Raw genomic sequence first — 21,149 nt, 5'->3', positions numbered from 1 at the left:
GAATAGGCTACAATGGTGGTATAGTAGTTTTCGGAGGGATTTTTATGATGAAAAAAGAGTTTGCAGTCATAGGGCTTGGACGTTTTGGAGGCAGTATTGTTCGTGAATTAATGAGTCAGGGCGCACAGGTAATGGCCATTGATCATTCTTCAGAGCGTGTAGATGAGTTTGCTTCCATTGCTACACAAGCTGTTATTGCAGATTCAACCGATGAATCGGTGTTGAATTCATTAGGTATTCGTAATTTTGAGCACGTGATTGTAGCAATTGGGGAAGATATTCAAGCAAGTATATTAACAACAATCATTTTAAAGGAAATTGGTGTTGAGCAAATTACAGTAAAAGCTCAAAACGATTACCATGAAAAGGTTTTACGTAAAATTGGCGCAGATTTTGTCGTCCATCCTGAGCGAGATATGGGTATTCGTATTGCTAATAATATGTTGTCGAATACTGTTCTAGATTATTTAGAGCTATCAGATGAACACTCCATTATGGAATTAAAGGCTAATGATGCGATTGCTGGCTATTCCATTATGGATTTAGATATTCGCGCTAAATATGGCATCAATATTGTAGGAATTAAGCGTGGGGCTGATATTATCGTATCTCCACAGGCGAGTGACAAGATTTTATTAGGAGATATTATGCTTGTTATAGGCGCTGATGTTGATATAAATCGCTTTGTTAAAAAGGCCTTGAACGGGTAAGAGCAAATGACGAAACGCAGATGGAGACTTATTATATTCGCTGGTATTTTATTAATTGGTGCTTTTATTATGCAAAATAGAGAAAAAAGTGAAGATGAAGCAATTTCTTTTGTTCTAGATCATGCCACAGAAATTGACGACATTGAATTATTCCAAGGAGATCAATCACTATTTCATACTACAGGCGATGAAGCACAAGACTTTATTGAGAAATATCCTTTAAGTCATGTAAGGAAGCTTTCCAAAAAGGAAAGAACTATTTTTGAAGAAAAGCCTGTATATCATATCGTTTATAAAATGAAGGATAAGCCTCTTTATGAGGTAGAAATATTAAAAGTGGCTATTAGTTCTGAACTTGATGAAGAGTTACAGCAAATGGTTTTTCGTGTGGATGATGCACAATATTTGGTTTATTGGGCAAAAGAGAAAAAGGTACTCGAACAATCGACCAACACGCAACGATTACTTGAACAATACGGGCAATAATGCAGGTAGTGATACAGCAATTCATGCTGGTCACTACTTTTTATTCTATTTTTAATAAAAATTGGAAAAAATATTTGATTTCATCGAGAGAGTTCGATTAAACTTTGACATAAAGAAGGGGGCTAGATGTAATGAAAATCATGTCAACTAATTGTGTAATCGAACAATTACAACCAGAGCATTTTACAGATATACAAAAACTCTACTCTAATAAACAAGTTCGAACTTATCTCGGTGGTGTTCCATCAAACAGCTATATAGAAGCATCTTTTAAAGGCATGCTAGAAGCGCCATTCCCTAATACATATTTATATATTACTTTAAAGGAGACAGGTGAATTTATAGGTCTTGTCTCGATCGATGAATACCATGATAAGGAGTTATATGAGCTTTCCTATCAATTTTTACCTCAGTTTTGGGGGAAGGGGTTAGCTTTTGAAGTGCTCACGCAGGTAATTCAGGATGGTTTGAATTATCTGAATATAGAATCTATTGTGGCAGAAACACAAACAGCGAACAAGGCATCATGTCGCTTGCTCGAAAAATTAGGAATGAAGAATGTACAGATGTTAGAAAGATTTGGGCAGGAACAAGCTGTCTATGAATTAAGTAAAAATAATGAATCGATAAGACAAATCATCGCCCTATCAGGTGGTGGGTTTTCTCAGCAGAACCCTTCATTTATCGATGAGTACATTTTACGACAAACGCAGAAAAATGAACGAGTTAAAATTTGTTTTATTCCCACAGCAAGTAATGATGCACAAGGGTATATCGAGAAGTTTTATGCAGCATTCCATCATTGTGATGCAACCCATATCTTGCAAAAAGATATGCATGATAGAAGCATTCGAGAAAAAGTACTAGCGCAGCATATTATCTATGTGGGTGGAGGGAATACAGGATATCTTCTTGAAAAGTGGCGAGAATATGGTTTTGATGAATTGTTAAAGGAAGCTTATCAAAAAGGAATTATATTAGCTGGCATCAGTGCTGGGGCAATGTGTTGGTTTGAAAAATGCTATAGTGAAAATACATATGATGGTTTTGAGGAATGGAATGGCTTAGGGTTATTATCAGGTACCTATTGTCCCCATTATAATAATCAAGAGAGAAGGTGGGCATTTGATCGCTGGATAGAAAATCATCCCACATTACAAGCATACACACTCATAGATACTGAGACACTCCATTTTAGAGATGAAAAACTAGTAGCTAAAATTCAAACCTACTAGAAGGGACGAAGAAAAGTATGAGAATTCCAGCAAAACTAACACTGGGTGATGAGATACGTGTAATTGCTCCAAGTAGTAGTGTACAAGTTTTAAAAGTAGAGTTGGTTGAACAAACAATACAAAAGAATTGAGCATTGAAGTGACTATATTTTAGAAGGAGAGCGTGTTCAACATGATCATACGAGAAGCAACCCGACATGACAGTGAACGAATTATAGCTGTTATGGCAAATGCAGAGGCATCAAATTTTATGTTATTTGGACCAGGTGAGCGCAATTTAGCACCTAAGCCATTTGGAGAGTATATAGACAAGTTATATCATAGTCACCACTCAGCTTTGTTCATAGCTGAAATGGATGAGCAGGTTGTGGCGTACTTAATTGTACAAGGCAATGAGCCGTCAAGAATTGCTCACCGTGCTTATCTTGTCATAGGCATACATAGTGACTATAGAGGAAGAAAAATTGGAACAGCTTTATTTCAACACGTAGAAAATTGGGCAATAGTGAATGGTGTACATCGTCTAGAATTAACCGTCATGGAAAATAATGAGGCTGGTGTTGCTTTGTATAAGAAAATGGGCTTTGATATCGAAGGAACGAAGCGGGCTTCGCTGTATGTAGATGGACAATATATTAATGAATACTACATGTCAAAACTATTGATTGGGAAAGGAACTACCGTATGACTTCAAAAATAAACATCGGCATTTATTCCCCGTCCTCCCCAGCAACGGTGACGGCTTTGGAACGATATGAACGTGCTAAAGCATTTCTCGAGAATAAAAATTTTCAAATAGTGACAGGTTCTTTAACTGGTAAAACTGATTATTATCGTTCAGGTTCGCCAAAAGAAAGAGCAGAAGAATTGAATGAGTTATTACGTAATCCAAATGTGGATATGATTATGTCTACGATAGGGGGCACCAATGCTAATAGCATGCTACCTTATATTGATTATGAGGCTTTTCGTCAACATCCCAAAATGGTCGTAGGTTATTCGGATGCAACGGCCGTTCTACTGGCACTTTATGCAAAGACGGGAATCTCAACTTTTTATGGTCCAGCCCTCGTACCTTCCTTTGGTGAGTTTGAACCATTAGTAAATGATACCTTCAAATTTTTTGAGCATTATTTCTTTAAGCCTCAAGCATTACCATACGAAATTCCAATGCCTTCTTATTGGTCGGATGAACCTGTTAATTGGCTAGAGAAGACAGTGGATAAAAAACTCAAGAAGAATGAATGGTTAGCGATTCAGGATGGGGTTGCTGAAGGAAGGTTAATTGGCGGGAATGCCAATGCCATGTATGGATTTATTGGTACGCCGTATTTCCCTAAAATTGTGGAAGGTGATATTTTATTAGTGGAGGACTGCTTAAAAAATGCTGCTGTTGTTGAAAAGAATTTTGCAATGCTAAAATTGCATGGTGTCTTTAACAAAGTTAGTGGGATTATTTTGGGGAAACATGAATGCTACGATGATTTAGGAACGGGTCGACAGCCATATCATATTCTACTTGAACAGTTGGATGGAATAAAGATTCCTATATTAGCAGAGGTGGATATTTGTCATACACATCCTATGCATCCAATTGCGATAGGCAAACGAGTAAGGATAGATGCCACAGCTAAGAAGATATACTGTTTGGAAAGATGGTTGTAATGATAAAGCCTTGCAAATCGTAGCAAGGCTTTATTTTCTAGAGGTTCCTATAATCATCATCAGTGATAGCGTACATTTTTACATGTTGGTATTGTCCCTTAACAAGCATACTTTTCCGTAATAACCCTTCAAACTGCATACCTGACTTCTCCATAACCTTTTGTGAGCCAATGTTTTCTTCAAAGCATCGTGCTTGGATACGTACTAAATCTAATTCATTAAAACCGAAGTCAATGAGTTTTTTTGTTGCTTCTGTTGTGAACCCCTTATTCCAAAAATCCTCAGAAAGCACATAGCCAATTTCCGCGTATTTATGGGTGTCATTAATCGTCACAAAATCAATCGTTCCAATAATTGTGCCTGCATATTCAATACCCCATAACATCAAATTACCTTGCTGATAGCCATTAAAAATTAATGCCATAAAAGCCTTTGTATCCTCTAAGCTCGTATGTCACATAACGCGCCACATTTTCACTGGAAGAGTAGTCATACATTGCTTCTAAATCCCCATGTGTAATAGGTCTCAATAGTAACCTTTCCGTTTTCATAATTGGTATTTTACTCATGATTTACCCCCTTTAACAAATAGTATATAAAAAAGTCGACCCATAATTATGAATTAGGTCGACTTTTTATATTTATTCATTTTTGCAGCGTTGACATTATGGATAGCGCTTATCTGTTGCAGAGGAATCCTTCGTTTTGGTTTTATGTTGTTCATCTTTCACTTTTTCATTCAATTCTTCGACAGGTATTGGATCTACTGTTTTCATGTCCTCGTGTTTATCAAAAATGCTTTCTTTATCTGTATCCAATACATCAGGGTTATTCGTATTACGTGTTTTTGCCTGTTTTTTATCATTCATTCACTATCACCTCTTACTATTAACTTTCACTTTTTTACTAGAGTGTAAACATTTTATTTTGGGTGATAGTGTAAGCTAATTGTTTGTTGTCAGCATCAATCCATAAGGACATAGCTTTTACTCGAATGATAATGAGTATAGTGAAACAGAGATGGCTATCATTTCTACCATTTTTCTTAGGAAGATATAGTGGTCTTTCCCTGAAGTGCACGTTCTTCCATAGCTGTGTCAAACTCTTTTTCAGATTTTGACACGACAACACAAGCTACGCCATTACCAATTAAATTTGTAACAGCTCGAGCCTCAGACATAAAGCGATCTACACCGATTAACAGCGCTATTCCTTCCACTGGTATCATTGGGAAGGCAGCCAAAGTTGCTGCTAATGTAATAAATCCTGAGCCTGTTACACCTGCTGCACCTTTAGAAGTAATCATTAAAATTCCGAGCAGTGTAATGATTTGAATCCAAGTTAGTTCCATTCCATATGCTTGTGCGATAAACAATGCAGCCATGGACAGGTAGATGGAAGTCCCATCTAGATTGAAGGAGTACCCGGTAGGAACGACTAAACCTACAACCTGCTTCGAGCAACCATAGTTCTCAAGCTTTCGCATCATAGATGGCAGTGCTGATTCAGAAGAGGAAGTCCCAATTACTAAGAAAATCTCATCTTTGATATAAGCGATAAATTTAAAAATGTTGAATCCAAAGAACTTTGCAATGGCACCTAAAATAAAGACAACAAATAAAAACATTGTTATATATACGGCAGCCATTAATAAACCTAGATTACCTAAAGATTTTAAACCAAAATTTCCAATTGTATAGGCCATTGCACCAAAAGCTCCGATTGGTGATATTTTCATAACCATACTTACGATCTTGAAGAATATCTCTGCTACTTGCTCAAAGAATGTGATGACTGGTTTTGCGGGTGCACCGATTGAGGCAGCTGCTAAGCCAAATAAAACAGCAGAGAATAGGACTGGTAATAATTGACCAGTTGCCAATGCACCAACTACATTTTCTGGAATAATACTAGAAATGAAGGCACCCAAGCCTTGCTCAGATTCAGCTGCAGCAGTTGTATATTTTGAAATATCAGCATCAGATGCACCTGATGTATCCAAGCCTGTACCAGGACTTACGATTAAAGCAACAGCAATTCCGATTGCTAATGCAATTGTGGAAACTATTTCGAAGTAAAGCAATGCCTTACCTCCGATTTTCCCGACCTTTTTCATATCTCCCATACTGCCGATTCCAATAACAACTGTTAGGAAAATAATAGGAGCAATTAACATTTTAATTAATTTGATGAATAAATCTGCTAAGATTTTCAAGCTGGCACCGAACTCGGGGAAAATGGCTCCGACAATAATCCCAAGTATGATAGCCACTATAACCTGAACAGTCAAATTTTTCAGTAACTTCATTTTTTGCTACCTCTTTTCTAAATTTTCTCTTTGATATCGCTTTCACTAAAAGTATCATAGCGAATATTTCTTTAAAAAAGAGATTTAGAAAATAAGAAACATATCGTTCATTAAGTACATTTACTTACATTTACATATAAATATAGTAATATCAATAACTATCTCTGTTATGGTACGCTATAGTTAATTAATTATTGTTATAATACAAAAACATAGAGTGATAATTAAGTTCTTTTTAAATTATCAGTTTATAATATTGTTCATTAAATTCAATATTTTCTGCTACTTATATCGACTAAATATGTTGTCAAAAGATTTTTTTGCAGATAATCTTAAAACTAAATATGTGTGCCACTGATTATGAGAATGCAAATTTGAAAGGAAGGAATTTTTTAATGATGAAAATGCCTGTGAACGGCAAAATACTGTTAGTGACATTTTTAATCATTGCACTCTCCTTTTTACTAGGTGGTATTTTTTTACTCGGTAACCTATTATCTGAACAGGAAAAAGATTTTGGACAGCGAGCAATGCTTGTGGCAAGAACTGTATCAAATGTACCAGAGCTTAGTGTACATCTGGAAAATGCCAATATAAAAGAATCTGCAAAAAATATTAATAAAATTGTAGATGGCATTAGAGTGATTCATAAGGCCGAGTATATTGTTGTAATGAATATGGAGCGTATTAAACTATCACACCCAGTAAGTAAGGAAATAGGAAAACGCAGTGAGTCGCAGGATTTAAACGCCGCATTTAGTGAACATTATTATGTATCAAAGGCACGTGGAGAATCGGGTGTTATGATACGGGCTTTCGTGCCAATTATTAATGATAAAAGGGAACAAGTGGGCATTGTAGTCGTTGGCTATTCATTACCAGATTTTCTGGAAATGTTACAAAGTTATGAGCGAGAAATTATGATAACTATTGTTATATCACTGATTTTCAGTATTTTCGGTGCCTATACACTAGGACGACATATAAAAAAACAAATGTTTGGGCTTGAACCTCATGAAATTGCAAAAATGTATGTGGAAAGAACAGAAACCTTTAATGCCATGCATGAGGGAATAATAGCGGTAGATAAGGAAATGAATATCACCATTTTTAATGAAAAAGCGGCCGATATTTTAGGTGTTACTAGGAAAATAGAGGACTGTATTGGACAAAAGATTTATGACGTTTTGCCTGATACCCGTCTGCCTGAAATTGTTGAAACAGCAACACCTGTTTATGATCAAGAGCTTTACATTAATCATCATAGTATCTTAAGTAATCGTGTACCTATTATTGTGAATGGAGAGCTAGTTGGTGCAGTTGCTATGTTCAAAGATTTAACAGCTGTGAAAAAGCTTGCGGAGGAAGTAACAGGTGTAAAGGCCTTTGTTCAAGCATTACGTGTACAAACCCATGAGCATAAAAATAAGATTCATACGATTGCGGGACTACTGCAATTGGGACATACAAAGCAAGCACTTGAATATGTTACTGTTACTACTGAAAATGAAGCCTCATTGACGAAGTTTTTAAATGAACGCTTTCATAATGAAAATATTTCAGGTTTGTTATTAAGTAAAGTAAGTTATGGAAAAGAACTGGGTATCGAGGTTGAAATTGATCGGAAAAGTCATTTTAAACGCTTTCCACCTCTATTAGATCATCATGATTTTGTTGTGTTGTTTGGCAATTTAATTGAAAATGCTTTTGAGGCATTAAATGTACTTTCTAAGGAAGATAAATATGTAGCCATCTCTGTAGACGAGCATGATGGCGTCTTAGCGATTGCAGTTACCGATAACGGGATTGGCATGACCAAAGAGGTGCAGGAGCGTATGTTTGAAAATGGATTTTCGTCAAAGGCTAGTGAAAATCGAGGCATTGGCTTGCATTTAGTCTATGAAATTGTAAGAAAAGGCAATGGAGAAATTGAAGTAACAAGTGAATTTATGAAAGGAACAAGTTTCTTAATTTTATTTGAGTTAGGAGAAGTATAGATGGATGTAATAAATGTCTTATTGATTGAAGATGATCCAATGGTACGAGAAGTGAACAGACAATTTATTGAACAAATCAAAGGTTTTTCATTAGTTGGCTATGCTAGCAATGGAATTGAGGGAATTCAAAAAATTAAACAATTAACCCCAGAGCTTGTCTTTATGGACATTTTTATGCCAGAGCAGGATGGCATTATTACGTTAGGGAAAATACGAGAAGAGCATCTTCATGTTGATGTTATTGCTGTAACAGCTGCGAATGATATGCCCACTGTGCAGCGAATATTACACTTAGGTGTCTATGATTATATTATGAAGCCCTTTACGTTTGATCGGATTGAGCAGACTTTAAAAAATTATCAAAGCTATAGAAGGAAAATAAGCGGCATGCAAGATTTAACTCAGCATGATGTCGATCATTTAATGCAACAGCGTCTTCCTGAACAAATTGTAGTAGAAACAACAGGAATGGATGCCATTCTTATAGAAGAACTCCCCAAAGGGTTTAATCGAGCTACCTTAGATAAGGTACTTGCATATATAAAAAAAAGTGGCGAGGCAGTATCAGCGGAGGAGGTATCAGCTTATATAGGTACAGCACGTGTTACAGCTAGACGCTATCTAGACTTTTTAGAAAAGCAGAAACTATTAAAAGTAGATATACAATATGGAAACGTAGGACGTCCTATTCATCGTTATTATATTTAGTTCAATTAGATTAAAGTGCGTATTTTAAATAAGTTATGGTGAAAAATGTACAGATAAATTCTAAGCGTCCTATTTCCTAATACATATCTTTAAATTCCTTTAAGGGCAACATCTAAAATTTTTGGATACCGAAGTTGTTGCGTATTGGAAGAGATCTTCATGACCATTTAAATTTTAAAGCAAATAATTATAATTCAGATATTGTGGGAAGCAAGATGCTAAAGCACAAAAAATTCCCAAGACATAAATAAAGACGAAAAAAGCCCTGCATAAAGCAAGGCTTTTTTAGCGTCAACGTTGTTTGAGATTGTGGATAGGCTAAATTTAAATGTTATTTTTTATTAACAATTTTCTTGAAATAAAATCTTCACTTTTTTTCTAGCGAGTCAACATGCTCAGCAGTAGGTTTACCAGCTTTTAATAAGACTTTACTGCCCAGAAGGAAAAATCCTTGGATGAAGAGTAATAATCCTGTACCGATGAGTAGCCACTCAATAGCAATAATATCAGCTATTGGCCCGAAAATTAGCATTCCTAAAGGCATCATAGAGGTAGATATCATACTAAGAATGCCAAATACTCTTCCCATATAGTCACTTTCCACTTTTTCTTGTAATAACACCGTTGCAGGTGTATTAAAGATTGGCATGGCTATGCCAGTAATGGCCATGATTCCGAGGTACAACCAAAAAATAGGAATGACGCCGAGAGCTATTGTACAAAGACCAAATAACAAAGCGGATAATGTCATTGTATGCACTTTATTTTTAAAGCCACCCCATGTTGCGATTGCGATACCACCGATTAACATCCCAATGGCAAAGGCCATTTCGATGGCAGTCAAACGCCATACATCATTGCCAAAAGTTCGTGTAACTTGTAAAGGCGTTAAAAAGGCAGCAGGTGCACAAAGCAGCATGAAAAAGGCAAAGAACAAGAATAATTGTTTCAAGAAAGCATGCTCTTTAATATAGATGAAGCCTTGTTTCATATCACTAAAATAGCCTGTTGTTTGTGGCTGATTAGCTTTTGCATGTGCAGGGATATGCAGAAATAATAAGAAGATAGCGATGGCAATAGCCGCTGTTGTCACATCAATAAAGAAAATGGATTCAATAGAAGCCATCGTTAATAATGCACCACTTGCCATAGGTGCAAGAATCATGATGAAGGCTTGAATACTACTATTTGCACCATTAACCTTCATTAAATGCTCTTCAGGCACAAATTGTGGCAAAATTGCGCCCACTGCTGGTGTTTGAATACCTGCACCAACTGCGCGTACGGCTGATATTACAAATAGTAGCCAGAGCTCATCATAGCCTATTAAAAATAAAATAGCTAGAATTAGCGTAGATAAGGCAATCATTCCATCTGCTAAAATAATAAGCCATTTACGGTTATAGCGATCTGCCCAGACACCAGCAATAGGTGCTAAGAAGAAGGTTGGTAAAAAGCCACAAATGATCGCGATGGTCATCATGCTGCCTGATTGTGTTGTAAGTGTGATATACCATGTAATGGCATATTGCACAAGAGCAGAGCCAAAAAGTGAAATCGTTTGACTACTTAAAAAAAGTATTGTGTTACGTTTCCAATGTTCCAATTTCGTCATCCCTTTCTAACAGTAGTGCCTGTGTGGAAAGTAAAAGACAACACAAAAAAAGAGGGGAGTAGAAGCCCCCTCTTTTCAAGTATTCCTAAAACAGACTAGACCTAATTCCATTTCCCTTGCACAGCAGGCAAAGCGTACACATATTTAATTAGTAAGATGAAATCGTAGTCTAATTGATGCTGTCATTGGGAATACCCTCCGTTCTATATAAGTTGTGTTGATTGTAGCATAAAGTTCATCTTTGCGTAAAGAAGGAATGAAGCAAAAACTAGGTTGAATTTTAAAAATATGGAAATTGTGAAATTCATCTAATAAAATGACATATTTATCGATTTCTTTAAAGGAAAAGTACGATTCATCGCCTTTTCAGTAGTTTTTAATGGTTAGTATACATATTTTGAATCTATCGGGAACGTTTGTTAGAGTTGAAACTAATTATCTGCTTCATTGATTCCGATAAAGTTGCTTTGGAGACGTGCATATAGCGAGTACTTGTCATATACTAAAATAGAAAAATAGCAAATGGAGGAAATATGAGAAAGAAAAATAGTAAATGGAGAATATTAACTTTAGTCGCGATGATTTTTGTGTTATGTCTATCGACAATCCCTACAAAGACTGCTTTGGCAAGCACGACACAGCCAAAAAGGGAAATGAGGGCTGTCTGGATTTCAACCGTTCTTAATCTTGATATGAAAGCAGGTATGACGAAGGAGCAGTACACGACTTGGACACGCCAAACATTGGATCAACTAAAAGCCAATAAATTCAATACTGTTATTTATCAAGTAAGACCAACAAATGATGCAATGTATGCCTCTGATCTAGCGCCATGGTCATCTTACATAACAGGCAAAAAGCAAGGCACAAATCCAGGCTACGATCCTCTTGCGATCATGATAGAGGAAAGTCATAAACGGGGTATGGAGCTGCATGCATGGATGAATCCTTATCGTGTAACAATGTCTGGACAAAAACTGACAGACCTTGCTGCTGATAATGTGGCTAGAACACATCCAAACTGGGTTATCAAATATGGTAAGCAATATTATTTAAATCCTGGTTTACCAGAAGTACAAGACTATTTAGTTGAAGTAGTAAGAGAGCTAGTAGGTAATTATGATATTGACGCAGTGCATATGGATGATTATTTTTATCCATATAAAATTGCTAATGAAGTTTTTCCAGATCAAGCAGCTTTTAAAAACTATGGTGCTTCCTTTAAAAAGGTGGAGGATTGGCGACGAGATAATGTCAACCGTCTTGTAGAAAATCTTTACACGGCCATTAAAGACACAAAACCATATGTTCAATTTGGTATTTCACCATTTGGTGTATGGCGCAATAAATCGCTAGATAAAACAGGAAGCGATACAAGGGCTGGTGTTAATAATTACGATGATTTATATGCAGACGTCAGAACATGGATTCAAAATGGCACAATTGATTACATTACACCACAGATTTATTGGTCAAGAACATTATCTGTTGCGAAATATGGAACGCTGCTAGATTGGTGGAGCCATGAAGTGCAAACCTACGCAACAACACACCCTGTGCATCTATACATTGGGCTTGCTGATTACAAAGTTGGCAATGATAGTGATGCAGCATGGAAAAATAAAATGGAGTTACCAAGTCAAATACTAGCGAATCGTTCGGAAAAGGTAGCTGCTGAGGGGCAAATGCATTTCTCCTTAAGAAGCTTTCAAAACAATAAACTAGGCTATGCAACGATTGTTAGTCAACAATTGTATAATTACACAGCACTGACACCCGAAACAACTTGGGATGATGACACAGTGCCGAACGTACCGACTTTTGTGCAAGTGACGAAGGAAGCGGCAGGTCGCAAGATAGAGATTATAGATGAAAATGAACCACAGCCACGCAAGTATGTCATTTATCGTTTTACAGGAAACAAAGAAGGTTCTTATGATGACCCTCGAAATATCGTGGATGTTGTTTATAATATGGATGGCCTCACTAAATTTGTGGACAAGTCAGCTCTTACTAAACATAGCTATACATACGGCATTAAGGCTGTATCAAATACAGGTGTGGAAAGCAAGGAAGTTTTTGTAGTAATAGAAAATCAATGAAAAGATTAGGATAAAAACAACCACTCACGCAAAGATTGCATGAGTGGTTGTTTTTTTTATTAATTTTCTTCAATATCTTTACGGTTTTTCTTTAACATTTTAGATAGCATTTCATAAACAATTGGTACAACAACAAGTGTTAATAGGGTAGAAGATAATAAACCGCCAATTACAGTAATAGCTAAGTCTTTGGAAATTAATCCACTACCGCCAGTACCAAGTGCCATTGGAATCATAGCACCAATTGTAGCGATGGCTGTCATCAGGATAGGACGTAAACGTGTTGCTCCTGCTTCAAGGATCGCCTCACGCATGGAAAGACCATCATGTTCCATATGAATGATACGGTCAACTAATACGATGGCATTTGTGACGACGATACCAATCAACATCAATAGACCCATCATGACAGATACAGAAATAGTTTGCCCTGTAACGAATAATCCAATGAATGCACCAATTACTGCGAATGGTAGTGAGAAAAGAATAGCGAATGGAGCTAAACCTTCTCCGAATGTTACCACTAGAATGAAGTAAACAATGGCAATGGCTGCTAACATCGCAATACCAAGCTTAGTGAATGTTTCTTGCATATCAGCAGCAACACCAGCAACACCAAGTGTTACACCTTTTTGTAAATCTAATTTATCAATTTTTTTATCAGCAGCAGTAGTGGCTTTTGAAATATCGTCACCGATAATCGTTCCAGATACTGTTGCGAAATATTCACCTTTTGAACGAGATAATGAGTTAAGTGTTGTACCTTCCTCAACATCTATTAGTTCTCCGATAGTCATTGTTGTACCCAATGCTGTTTTAATTTCAGTGGCTAAGACATCATCAAGTGAAGTCGCAGCTGCTTTAGCATCTCGTTGAACGATGACATCGATATCTTTACCATCGTTTTTCACGGTAGTTAATACTTCTTGTGATGTATTTGAATTTAATGCCATCACGATTTGAGCTGTCGTTAGCCCGTATTGAAGGACATTTTTTTGTTCAACTTTTAGCACATGCTCTACATATGGATCTTCATTATCAGATTTAATATCTTCTAAGCCATCCACTTCTTTTAGAGCGCCTTCTACTTGTTTCACAGCATCTCGAAGTTTATCTAAATCATCACTATACAGTGTATAGCTGACTTCGTTTGATGACATCGACATAGAAGAGAAGTTTTGAGACTTCCATTCTCCTGATTGCCCGATGTTAAATACATAGTCTTCAACCTCTTCACGAGCTTTAGGGAAGTCTTCCATATCCGGATCAAAGATAAGGTACATTAAGGCACCGCCAGCACCTCCACCCATCATCATTGCTGATGGATCGACATTGTTCGCATCTGTAATGGAAACTTGTAAAATATCAACATCTTTACGTTTCATTAATTCTTTTTCTACTTTTTCAACATTAGCTGCCGTTTCGTCAGCCAGTTCTCCCGTTGCAGGCGTATACGTTAAGTACATAACTTTTTCTTCTTGTGAGCCCATAAAACTAAAACCAATAAGTGGTGTTAATGCAAGAGAGCCAACAAGTAAAAGAATCGCAAGGACAGATGTAATAATTTTGTGATTTAATACTTTTTCTAAGACACCTTTGTACCAGATAGCAAGTTTACCAACTTCTTTATGTTGGCTTTCAGTCTTCTCACCGTATAACTTTTTACGGAATAAGAAGTGAGATAAAGCAGGTACGATTGTGATCGCAACTAATAATGATGCACCTAATGCAAATGTCATTGTAAGGGCAAATGGCATGAATAATTCGCCTACCATACCACCTACGAAAATAAGAGGAGCGAATACAGCGACCGTTACCAATGTTGAAGAAAGAATTGGTTTGAACATTTCAATTGTTGCTTCACGAATTAGGGCACGACCTGTAAGTTTTTCTTGTTTTAAGTGAATTCGTCGGTAAATATTTTCTACAACTACGATTGAGTCATCGATAACACGACCGATTGCGACGGTAATCGCGCCGAGGGTCATGATGTTTAATGTGATATCCATCCAGTTTAATAGGAGTAATGCCATGAAGATAGAAACTGGGATAGAAATAATTGAAATAATCGTTGATTTGAAATCACGTAAGAATAGTAAAATGATTAATACGGCAATTGCGCCACCAAAGACTGCTTTTTCGATCATTGTAAATACAGAATCTTCTATTGGGGCACCTTGGTCAAGAGAGATCTCTACGTTTAAGCCGTCTAATCGTTTTTCCTCATCCTTCATAAGGTCTTTTACTGCATTAACAACTGTTACGGTATTCGCATCTTGGCCTTTAACGATTTGAATAGCAATGGCATCTTGACCATTTGTACGTGAAACAGATTGCACTTTACCTTCTACTTCAATTTTTGCAATATCACCTAGACGAACGAAAGGTGAAGGATTCGTAGCTGAAGGTGTAACTGGAATTAATAAGTCTTTCAGTTCATCCACTGATTTTACCTTACCGTCTACTGAAACTGCTTGTTCCCCGACAGTAAATTGATATAAACCAAGTGACAGTGACATATCACTTGCTTGAATCATTTGTTTAACAGTATCCTCTGTTAAACCAAGTGCTGCCATTTTTTCTTCATCATATTTAAACGATACTTGTTCAATATGCTGACCTGTGATGGTAGCGGATGCAACACCATCAATCTTTTCGATTTTAGGCAGTAAAACATCTTCAACTGTTGAAGTTAAATCAACAATATCTTCCTTAGAGCTACTTACAGATAAAGCGACTACAGGCATCATGTTCATGCTGATTGCCATAATAGTAGGCTCTTGAGCACCTTCAGGTAGTTTAAGATTATCTAAAGCTGCTTCTAATTGTCGTTTTTTCTCATCCATATCAATTCCATAGTCGTATTCCACTTGAACTTGTGCTACGTTGGAAGAGGAAGTTGAGTAAACAGCCTTCACATCTTCTAAACTTTCTATGGATTTTTCGAACGGAATGGAAAGATCATTCATGACTTGTTCAGGCGTTGCGCCAGGATATACGCCCATGACAATTAAATACGGGATCGAAATATCGGGTATCGATTCCATTTTCATCCGTGTACCCGAATAAATACCAGAGACAGTGATGATAATTGTTAATAACCACACTGCCAATTTGTTCTTTAATACGAAATTAACTAAACCTTTCACCTTCACACCTACCCTTTATTGACTATCTAAATTCAATTATTTATACTAATGACTAATCGGTCATTTGTCAACGAAATGCATTAGGAGAGAGTTAAAAATATGTTAAAAAAGCAATTAATTATGGAGAAAGCGTTAGAACTGTTTTCTGAACAGGGTTTTGAAGCTACGTCAGTACAACAAATTACAGAACGCTGCGGGATTTCTAAAGGTGCATTTTATTTATCCTTCAAAACCAAAGATGAGCTTGTAATATCAATGGTTGATTACTATTTACAGCAGTTTATTGCAGATGTTGACCAAGTAGTCAGAGGAACGTATAACAAAGAAACTGTTATGGTTGAATTTTATAAAAGCATTTTTCAAGCATTCAAAGACCATTCCGCATCCGCACGTGTATTCTTTAATGAAAAGGTCTTTTTAACAAAAAAAGAGCTATTTCATAAAATAACAGCGTATGAAGCAGAAATGTCGAAATCAATTCTCTATATGCTTGAGCAGCTTTATCAGGATCAATTACAAGAAACGAAATATGATGTAATGTACTGCATAAAAGGATTTATGAAGAGCTATGCTGAGCTTTTTATTTTTTCCGATATGCCACTTGATTTAGAGCAATTAGCTAAATCTTTAGCAGAAAAGACAGATATTATTGCCCATCATACAACCATTCCATTTATTACAGCAGATCTTGTGCCGTTTATTGCAAAGCCGTGTGAGCAAGATGTGTCAAAAGATGCTTTACTACAATTATTAGAGCAAAATATAAATCATACTGAGGATTCTATAGAAAAAGAATCCATTGAGTTGTTAAAGCAAGAAATAGAAAATCCTACTTATGGTAAAGCAATCATTAAGGGGCTAATTGAAAATCTACGTGTAGACCCAGCGTATCATTGGATTGCATATGTAACTGCAAAATACTTTAATATTTGAACTCTAGGATAGAATTGTTCACGATTGGCGGTGAACAATTCTATTTTTAATGGTTTTTATCTATGAATGGGGGCATAGATTGCAAGGCCTCTAAAGCACTTGCGAAGGGTTCTTGAATCCATAATAAGCGCTCTAGAAAATCTTGGACTTCGATTGGTAATTTTAATTCCTGCTGCCAAGCTTTCTCTTTTTTCTTGCTTGGCTTGTAGTCTGAGTATAGTAAAAATAATAAAAAATGGCCCACAAAATAAAGATCGCTTATATGATTTTCAGCACGTTTTGGATTTTCAATCGTAGAGATATCGATTTGCTTTTGATAAGTGGTAGCTAGACCAAAGTCAATAATATGCAATTGTTGACCCACTAACAATATATTTGGAATACGTAAATCCCGATGTACAATACCATAATTGTGTAACTGTACAATTTGTTCTAATAGTTGCATTGTAATAGCAAGGGATTGAGCGATTGTAAATTTGGCACCGTTCTGAAAAATAAGCTGCTCAAAAGTTTGCCCATTAACATAGTCCATGATAAAAAATGGGCTGTCTGAAATTGTTCCTGCTGAATGGATGGTAGGAACATAGGACAATGAAAGTTGCTGGAGTATGTGAATTTCTTGTTGAAATTTATGAATGGTTTTCTGGTGGTGACGATGTTTGGGGCGCAAGCATTTTAAAACAAATAGACTCGCTGACGAGCAATCTTCAATTAAATACGTACGACCATATGAGCCATAGCCAAGAAATTTTTTAAAAGAAAAATCGGGATGCTCTGCTATGTAAAGTTCCACAGCCTGGTCAAAACTTTTTTCGGAAAGTCGTTTCCACCACATTAGCTACTAAAGAAACTCATAGAGCTGAAAAAACTGCGTGAGCTTTTACGAGAGCTACGCTTATAATGCTTGTGACCATAATAATTATGTCGCTTTGAATACCTACTACGGCTACTTGATGAAGAATAATGGCGTTTGGATTTACTATTGAATAAGGAATGAAGAATTTTATCTAGCATAAAAACGCTCCTTTTTGATGTTGTTATTACTATATACGCAAAAATAAAAAGGAGGTTTCAAAAATAAAAAAGAAACTATGTAAATTTTACATAGTTTCTTTTTACGAGGTTAAACCTCCATAATAATCGGTAAGATCATTGGACGACGTTTTGTTTTTTCAAATAGATAAGGTCCCAAAACGTCTGTAATTTCATTCTTCAATTCTGTCCATTGAGGAGTTTTGCTTTGAATTGTTTCATTCAGATGACGGTTTAGCATTTTTTGTGCCTCGTTGATCATCGTACCTGATTCACGCATGTAGACAAATCCACGTGAGATGATGTCAGGGCCAGAAACAATTTTTTGGTTTTCCATATCAACACTTACAACTACAATCACTAGACCTTCTTCAGAAAGAATACGACGATCACGTAACACGATATTACCGATATCGCCAATACCATTGCCATCAATGTAAACATCTCCTGAAGGAATACGCCCAGCTACATGTGCTTCATTGGCACTTAGTGCTAGAACATCACCATTTTCCATAACAAATGTATTGTCTAGTGGAACATCGCAATCTTCAGCTAAATGTGTATGCATTTTTAACATACGGAATTCACCATGGATAGGCATAAAGAACTTAGGCTTCATTAAACGAAGCATCAGTTTTTGTTCTTCTTGAGATCCGTGACCAGATGTATGAATGTTGTTTAATGCACCATGAATGACTTCTGCACCTGCACGGAACAATAAATTAATGATTTTATTAACACTCACGGTATTACCTGGTACTGGTGAAGAAGAAAAGATAACTGTATCGCCAGGCTGTATTTGAATCTGACGATGTGTCCCGTTGGCAATACGTGACAAGGCAGCCATTGGTTCACCTTGAGAGCCTGTACATAAAATCATCACTTCGTTTGCAGGAAGTCGATTGATGCTTTGAGCATCAATAAATGTATCCTTTGGAGCAGTAATGTAACCTAGCTCACGACCAATCGTAATAGCATTGTCCATTGAGCGACCAAAGACAGCAATCTTTCTTCCGTATTTTACGGCTGCGTCTGTGGCTTGCTGTAAACGGTGAATATTTGATGCAAAGGTAGCAAAAATAATACGGCTATCCACCTTACGGAAAATCTCATCGATACTTTTTCCAACTGTGCGCTCTGACATTGTGAAATTAGGCTTTTCAGCGTTCGTACTATCAGATAGTAAGCAAAGTACGCCATCACGTCCAATTTCAGCCATCTTTGTTAGGTTGGCTGGTTCACCCACTGGTGTAAAGTCAAATTTAAAGTCACCTGTGTGAACGATATTACCAGGTGGTGTTTTAACAACAATTCCATAAGCATCAGGAATACTATGTGTTGTTCTAAAGAAGCTAACAGATGTTTTTCTGAATTTAATAACATCCTCTTCTTTAATTTCAATGAGTTTTGTTGTACGTAGCAAGCCATGTTCTTCTAATTTATTACGTAATAAGCCAAGTGCAAGCTTACCACCGTAGACAGGAATATTTACTTGACGTAAAAGGTATGGAATACCCCCAATATGATCCTCATGTCCATGGGTAATAAAAAGTCCTTTAATTTTATCGACATTACGTACTAAGTACGTGTAATCAGGAATAACATAGTCAATGCCGAGTAAGTCGTCTTCTGGAAATTTAATACCGGCGTCAATTAAGATAATTTCATCTTGAAATTGAACGCCATAAGTGTTTTTGCCGATTTCGCCCAGTCCGCCGAGCGCGAAAACAGCTGCTTGGTCATTTTTAACAAACTTCATGTTTGTTAAATTTCCTCCAAGACGAAGTTCGGGCTTGCTTGTTCGTACTCTAAGTAGTTACCCTCAAGCAGTTGAATGAACTCGATGTTGTAGTTTCGGTCTTTTAGCTTTTCACGTACTTCACGTTCTGAAGTAGCTTCTAGGTATAGACTTTTAGTATTTTCGCGAACTGGAATCTCATTTGCATTTTCTTGATAATAAACTTTGTAAATCATAGTTTGCTCTCCTTTAATTGCGTACAATTTTCTTGCACCTTTGACTACTACCACACACGTGCTACAAGAAAACAACGAATTTCTTTTATTGAAGAAATGTACGTTTGTAATACTTGTATCTCAATGCTTCAGATGTGCACTATGTTATAAAATTGTATAGGAAGTAGTGAGACAGTGGTTGCGTATAGCCAAATAAATGCATTTCCTTTATATTATCACGCACTTCCTCTAAAATAAAGAAAAGCCCTTCAAATAATGAAGGGCAAATGTTAGGCAATTGATTTTTTTCCGAGTACGCCGCGAAGTTGCTTCAACAATTTCCGTTTGAGTTTCTTCAGCATGGCACATCACTCCTTAGGATCATTATAATTAAAATTATTGTCTATGTAAAGTCATTTAGCTTGAAAGGATAATATTTATGGAAAGGGTTAATAGAATGAACAAAATTTTATTTTTTGATGTCGATGGTACTCTCTATAACAGTGAAAAAAAGTTACCTTCATCTGCAAAAGAGGCACTTTTGACAGCACGACGTAATGGTTATGAATTGGCGATTGCTACTGGTCGAGCACCATTTATGATTGAGTCATTGCTAGAAGAATTAGAGATCGATACGTATGTTACCTTCAATGGCCAATATGTTGTCTATAAAGGTGAGGTTGTCTATACAAATGGGATTGCGAAAGATGAACTAGCTAAAATTATTGCCTTTGGTGAGGCGCGTAACGAACCGGTAGTGTTTTTAGATGATAAACGGATGATTGCCTCAGTTGGCGATCATCGTATGGTAGCTGAAAGCTTAGATACTCTTAAATATCCGTATCCAGAATTAGACTCATCTTATTATATGCAGAACAATGTATATCAAACACTTATTTTTATGGAAGAAAAAGATGAACCTTTATATAATGAAACATTCCCAAATGTTCAATTTGTACGTTGGCATCGTTATTCTTGTGATATTTTGCCAAAGGGAGGTTCGAAGGCTGCTGGTATTGAAAAGGTGCTTGAAAAAATGGGCATCACTTTACAAGATGCCTTTGCTTTTGGCGATGGCATAAATGATATTGAGATGCTACAGGCAGTTGGGACAAGTGTGGCTATGGGAAATGGCCATGAGCGAGTGAAGGCAGTCGCTCATCATATTGCAGACCATGTAGACGAGGATGGTCTCTCTAAAATAATGCGTAAGCTATCCATTATTTAAAAATGAAAAACAACTAGTTGTGAAATTT

19 protein-coding genes are annotated in these 21,149 nt (G+C 36.5%); 10 read left to right on the top strand and 9 right to left on the bottom strand.

Annotated features, from left to right (window positions below):
• Positions 1-47 precede the first annotated feature (47 nt).
• The 5 genes from NY607_RS14715 (at position 48) to NY607_RS14695 (ending at position 4,096) form a co-directional block, all read left to right on the top strand.
• Positions 48-710, top strand: a complete 663-nt coding sequence (locus tag NY607_RS14715; RefSeq protein WP_004224679.1) for a potassium channel family protein — start codon at positions 48-50, stop codon at positions 708-710.
• 6 nt (positions 711-716) lie between these two features.
• Entirely contained in the window at positions 717-1,196 is a 480-nt protein-coding gene (locus tag NY607_RS14710; RefSeq protein ID WP_237899476.1) for a hypothetical protein, read from the top strand.
• Between the two features lie 131 nt (positions 1,197-1,327).
• Complete coding sequence (locus tag NY607_RS14705; protein WP_237899485.1) at positions 1,328-2,431, top strand: GNAT family N-acetyltransferase; 1,104 nt, start codon at positions 1,328-1,330, stop codon at positions 2,429-2,431.
• A 172-nt stretch (positions 2,432-2,603) separates the two neighbouring features.
• Positions 2,604-3,119, top strand: coding sequence for a GNAT family N-acetyltransferase (locus NY607_RS14700; protein WP_237899494.1), 516 nt, complete (start codon positions 2,604-2,606; stop codon positions 3,117-3,119).
• Positions 3,116-4,096 carry a S66 family peptidase gene (locus NY607_RS14695; protein ID WP_131521676.1) on the top strand — a complete coding sequence of 327 codons (981 nt, stop codon included), beginning with the start codon at positions 3,116-3,118 and terminating at the stop codon, positions 4,094-4,096. Before NY607_RS14700 ends, NY607_RS14695 begins: the two co-directional genes overlap by 4 nt.
• Before the next feature lie 37 nt (positions 4,097-4,133).
• Here the strand turns inward: NY607_RS14695 and NY607_RS14690 are convergent, their stop codons facing one another.
• The 4 genes from NY607_RS14690 to NY607_RS14680 form a co-directional block, all read right to left on the bottom strand.
• Positions 4,134-4,520 (bottom strand): GNAT family N-acetyltransferase, encoded by a 387-nt coding sequence (locus NY607_RS14690; RefSeq protein WP_396631598.1) that lies wholly within the window; start codon positions 4,518-4,520, stop codon positions 4,134-4,136.
• The gene (locus tag NY607_RS24325) at positions 4,504-4,665 is read right to left on the bottom strand and encodes a GNAT family N-acetyltransferase (RefSeq protein ID WP_396631597.1); all 162 of its coding nucleotides are present in this window, start codon (positions 4,663-4,665) and stop codon (positions 4,504-4,506) included. The genes NY607_RS14690 and NY607_RS24325 overlap by 17 nt, the downstream gene beginning before the upstream one ends.
• Positions 4,666-4,761: 96 nt before the next feature.
• Positions 4,762-4,965 (bottom strand): hypothetical protein, encoded by a 204-nt coding sequence (locus NY607_RS14685; protein WP_004224696.1) that lies wholly within the window; start codon positions 4,963-4,965, stop codon positions 4,762-4,764.
• Positions 4,966-5,141: 176 nt separating this feature from the next.
• On the bottom strand, positions 5,142-6,404 hold the full coding sequence (locus tag NY607_RS14680) for a dicarboxylate/amino acid:cation symporter (protein WP_048391960.1): 1,263 nt from the start codon (positions 6,402-6,404) through the stop codon (positions 5,142-5,144).
• Positions 6,405-6,799: 395 nt separating this feature from the next.
• On the opposite strand from NY607_RS14680, the gene NY607_RS14675 reads away from it, so the two are divergent.
• Together NY607_RS14675 and NY607_RS14670 are read left to right on the top strand one after the other, a co-directional pair.
• Positions 6,800-8,401: an ATP-binding protein gene (locus tag NY607_RS14675; RefSeq protein ID WP_131521673.1), complete on the top strand. Its 1,602-nt coding sequence runs from the start codon at positions 6,800-6,802 to the stop codon at positions 8,399-8,401.
• Entirely contained in the window at positions 8,402-9,109 is a 708-nt protein-coding gene (locus NY607_RS14670) for a response regulator (protein WP_259419901.1), read from the top strand.
• A gap of 367 nt (positions 9,110-9,476) precedes the next feature.
• On the opposite strand, the gene NY607_RS14665 is transcribed toward NY607_RS14670, so the two are convergent.
• Positions 9,477-10,724 carry an MFS transporter gene (locus tag NY607_RS14665; RefSeq protein ID WP_259419900.1) on the bottom strand — a complete coding sequence of 416 codons (1,248 nt, stop codon included), beginning with the start codon at positions 10,722-10,724 and terminating at the stop codon, positions 9,477-9,479.
• A 533-nt stretch (positions 10,725-11,257) separates the two neighbouring features.
• Here NY607_RS14665 and NY607_RS14660 point away from each other — a divergent pair.
• Positions 11,258-12,826: a glycoside hydrolase family 10-like protein gene (locus tag NY607_RS14660; protein ID WP_131521671.1), complete on the top strand. Its 1,569-nt coding sequence runs from the start codon at positions 11,258-11,260 to the stop codon at positions 12,824-12,826.
• A 59-nt stretch (positions 12,827-12,885) separates the two neighbouring features.
• On the opposite strand, the gene NY607_RS14655 is transcribed toward NY607_RS14660, so the two are convergent.
• On the bottom strand, positions 12,886-15,975 hold the full coding sequence (locus NY607_RS14655; RefSeq protein WP_131521670.1) for an efflux RND transporter permease subunit: 3,090 nt from the start codon (positions 15,973-15,975) through the stop codon (positions 12,886-12,888).
• 99 nt (positions 15,976-16,074) lie between these two features.
• On the opposite strand from NY607_RS14655, the gene NY607_RS14650 reads away from it, so the two are divergent.
• Positions 16,075-16,908, top strand: a complete 834-nt coding sequence (locus NY607_RS14650; RefSeq protein ID WP_259419899.1) for a TetR/AcrR family transcriptional regulator — start codon at positions 16,075-16,077, stop codon at positions 16,906-16,908.
• A gap of 46 nt (positions 16,909-16,954) precedes the next feature.
• Here NY607_RS14650 and NY607_RS14645 read toward each other — a convergent pair whose 3' ends face one another.
• The 3 genes from NY607_RS14645 to NY607_RS14635 all read right to left on the bottom strand — a co-directional run bounded on the left by NY607_RS14645 (position 16,955) and on the right by NY607_RS14635 (position 19,914).
• Positions 16,955-17,743 carry a protein kinase domain-containing protein gene (locus tag NY607_RS14645; protein ID WP_259419898.1) on the bottom strand — a complete coding sequence of 263 codons (789 nt, stop codon included), beginning with the start codon at positions 17,741-17,743 and terminating at the stop codon, positions 16,955-16,957.
• 288 nt (positions 17,744-18,031) lie between these two features.
• On the bottom strand, positions 18,032-19,699 hold the full coding sequence (gene rnjA, locus NY607_RS14640; protein WP_004224711.1) for a ribonuclease J1: 1,668 nt from the start codon (positions 19,697-19,699) through the stop codon (positions 18,032-18,034).
• Positions 19,700-19,704: 5 nt separating this feature from the next.
• Positions 19,705-19,914 (bottom strand): DNA-dependent RNA polymerase subunit epsilon, encoded by a 210-nt coding sequence (locus NY607_RS14635; RefSeq protein WP_004224712.1) that lies wholly within the window; start codon positions 19,912-19,914, stop codon positions 19,705-19,707.
• A 436-nt stretch (positions 19,915-20,350) separates the two neighbouring features.
• Between NY607_RS14635 and NY607_RS14630 the strand changes: the two genes are divergently transcribed.
• Positions 20,351-21,121 carry a Cof-type HAD-IIB family hydrolase gene (locus NY607_RS14630; RefSeq protein WP_054549831.1) on the top strand — a complete coding sequence of 257 codons (771 nt, stop codon included), beginning with the start codon at positions 20,351-20,353 and terminating at the stop codon, positions 21,119-21,121.
• Positions 21,122-21,149: the final 28 nt, after the last annotated feature.

The organism is Lysinibacillus sp. A4 (genome assembly GCF_024919535.1).
GTDB lineage: Bacteria > Bacillota > Bacilli > Bacillales_A > Planococcaceae > Lysinibacillus > Lysinibacillus capsici.
This window is presented reverse-complemented; position numbering and strand designations above follow the sequence as displayed.

Coding starts and splice junctions, on each gene's coding strand:
- NY607_RS24325 (WP_396631597.1), bottom strand. CDS start 4,665: ATGAGTAAAATACCAATTATGAAAACGGAAAGGTTACTATTGAGACCT.
- NY607_RS14680 (WP_048391960.1), bottom strand. CDS start 6,404: ATGAAGTTACTGAAAAATTTGACTGTTCAGGTTATAGTGGCTATCATA.
- rnjA (WP_004224711.1), bottom strand. CDS start 19,699: ATGAAGTTTGTTAAAAATGACCAAGCAGCTGTTTTCGCGCTCGGCGGA.
- NY607_RS14675 (WP_131521673.1), top strand. CDS start 6,800: ATGATGAAAATGCCTGTGAACGGCAAAATACTGTTAGTGACATTTTTA.
- NY607_RS14715 (WP_004224679.1), top strand. CDS start 48: ATGAAAAAAGAGTTTGCAGTCATAGGGCTTGGACGTTTTGGAGGCAGT.
- NY607_RS14690 (WP_396631598.1), bottom strand. CDS start 4,520: ATGGCATTAATTTTTAATGGCTATCAGCAAGGTAATTTGATGTTATGG.
- NY607_RS14695 (WP_131521676.1), top strand. CDS start 3,116: ATGACTTCAAAAATAAACATCGGCATTTATTCCCCGTCCTCCCCAGCA.
- NY607_RS14630 (WP_054549831.1), top strand. CDS start 20,351: ATGAACAAAATTTTATTTTTTGATGTCGATGGTACTCTCTATAACAGT.
- NY607_RS14650 (WP_259419899.1), top strand. CDS start 16,075: ATGTTAAAAAAGCAATTAATTATGGAGAAAGCGTTAGAACTGTTTTCT.
- NY607_RS14645 (WP_259419898.1), bottom strand. CDS start 17,743: ATGTGGTGGAAACGACTTTCCGAAAAAAGTTTTGACCAGGCTGTGGAA.
- NY607_RS14660 (WP_131521671.1), top strand. CDS start 11,258: ATGAGAAAGAAAAATAGTAAATGGAGAATATTAACTTTAGTCGCGATG.
- NY607_RS14685 (WP_004224696.1), bottom strand. CDS start 4,965: ATGAATGATAAAAAACAGGCAAAAACACGTAATACGAATAACCCTGAT.
- NY607_RS14700 (WP_237899494.1), top strand. CDS start 2,604: ATGATCATACGAGAAGCAACCCGACATGACAGTGAACGAATTATAGCT.
- NY607_RS14705 (WP_237899485.1), top strand. CDS start 1,328: ATGAAAATCATGTCAACTAATTGTGTAATCGAACAATTACAACCAGAG.
- NY607_RS14635 (WP_004224712.1), bottom strand. CDS start 19,914: ATGATTTACAAAGTTTATTATCAAGAAAATGCAAATGAGATTCCAGTT.
- NY607_RS14665 (WP_259419900.1), bottom strand. CDS start 10,724: ATGACGAAATTGGAACATTGGAAACGTAACACAATACTTTTTTTAAGT.
- NY607_RS14710 (WP_237899476.1), top strand. CDS start 717: ATGACGAAACGCAGATGGAGACTTATTATATTCGCTGGTATTTTATTA.
- NY607_RS14670 (WP_259419901.1), top strand. CDS start 8,402: ATGGATGTAATAAATGTCTTATTGATTGAAGATGATCCAATGGTACGA.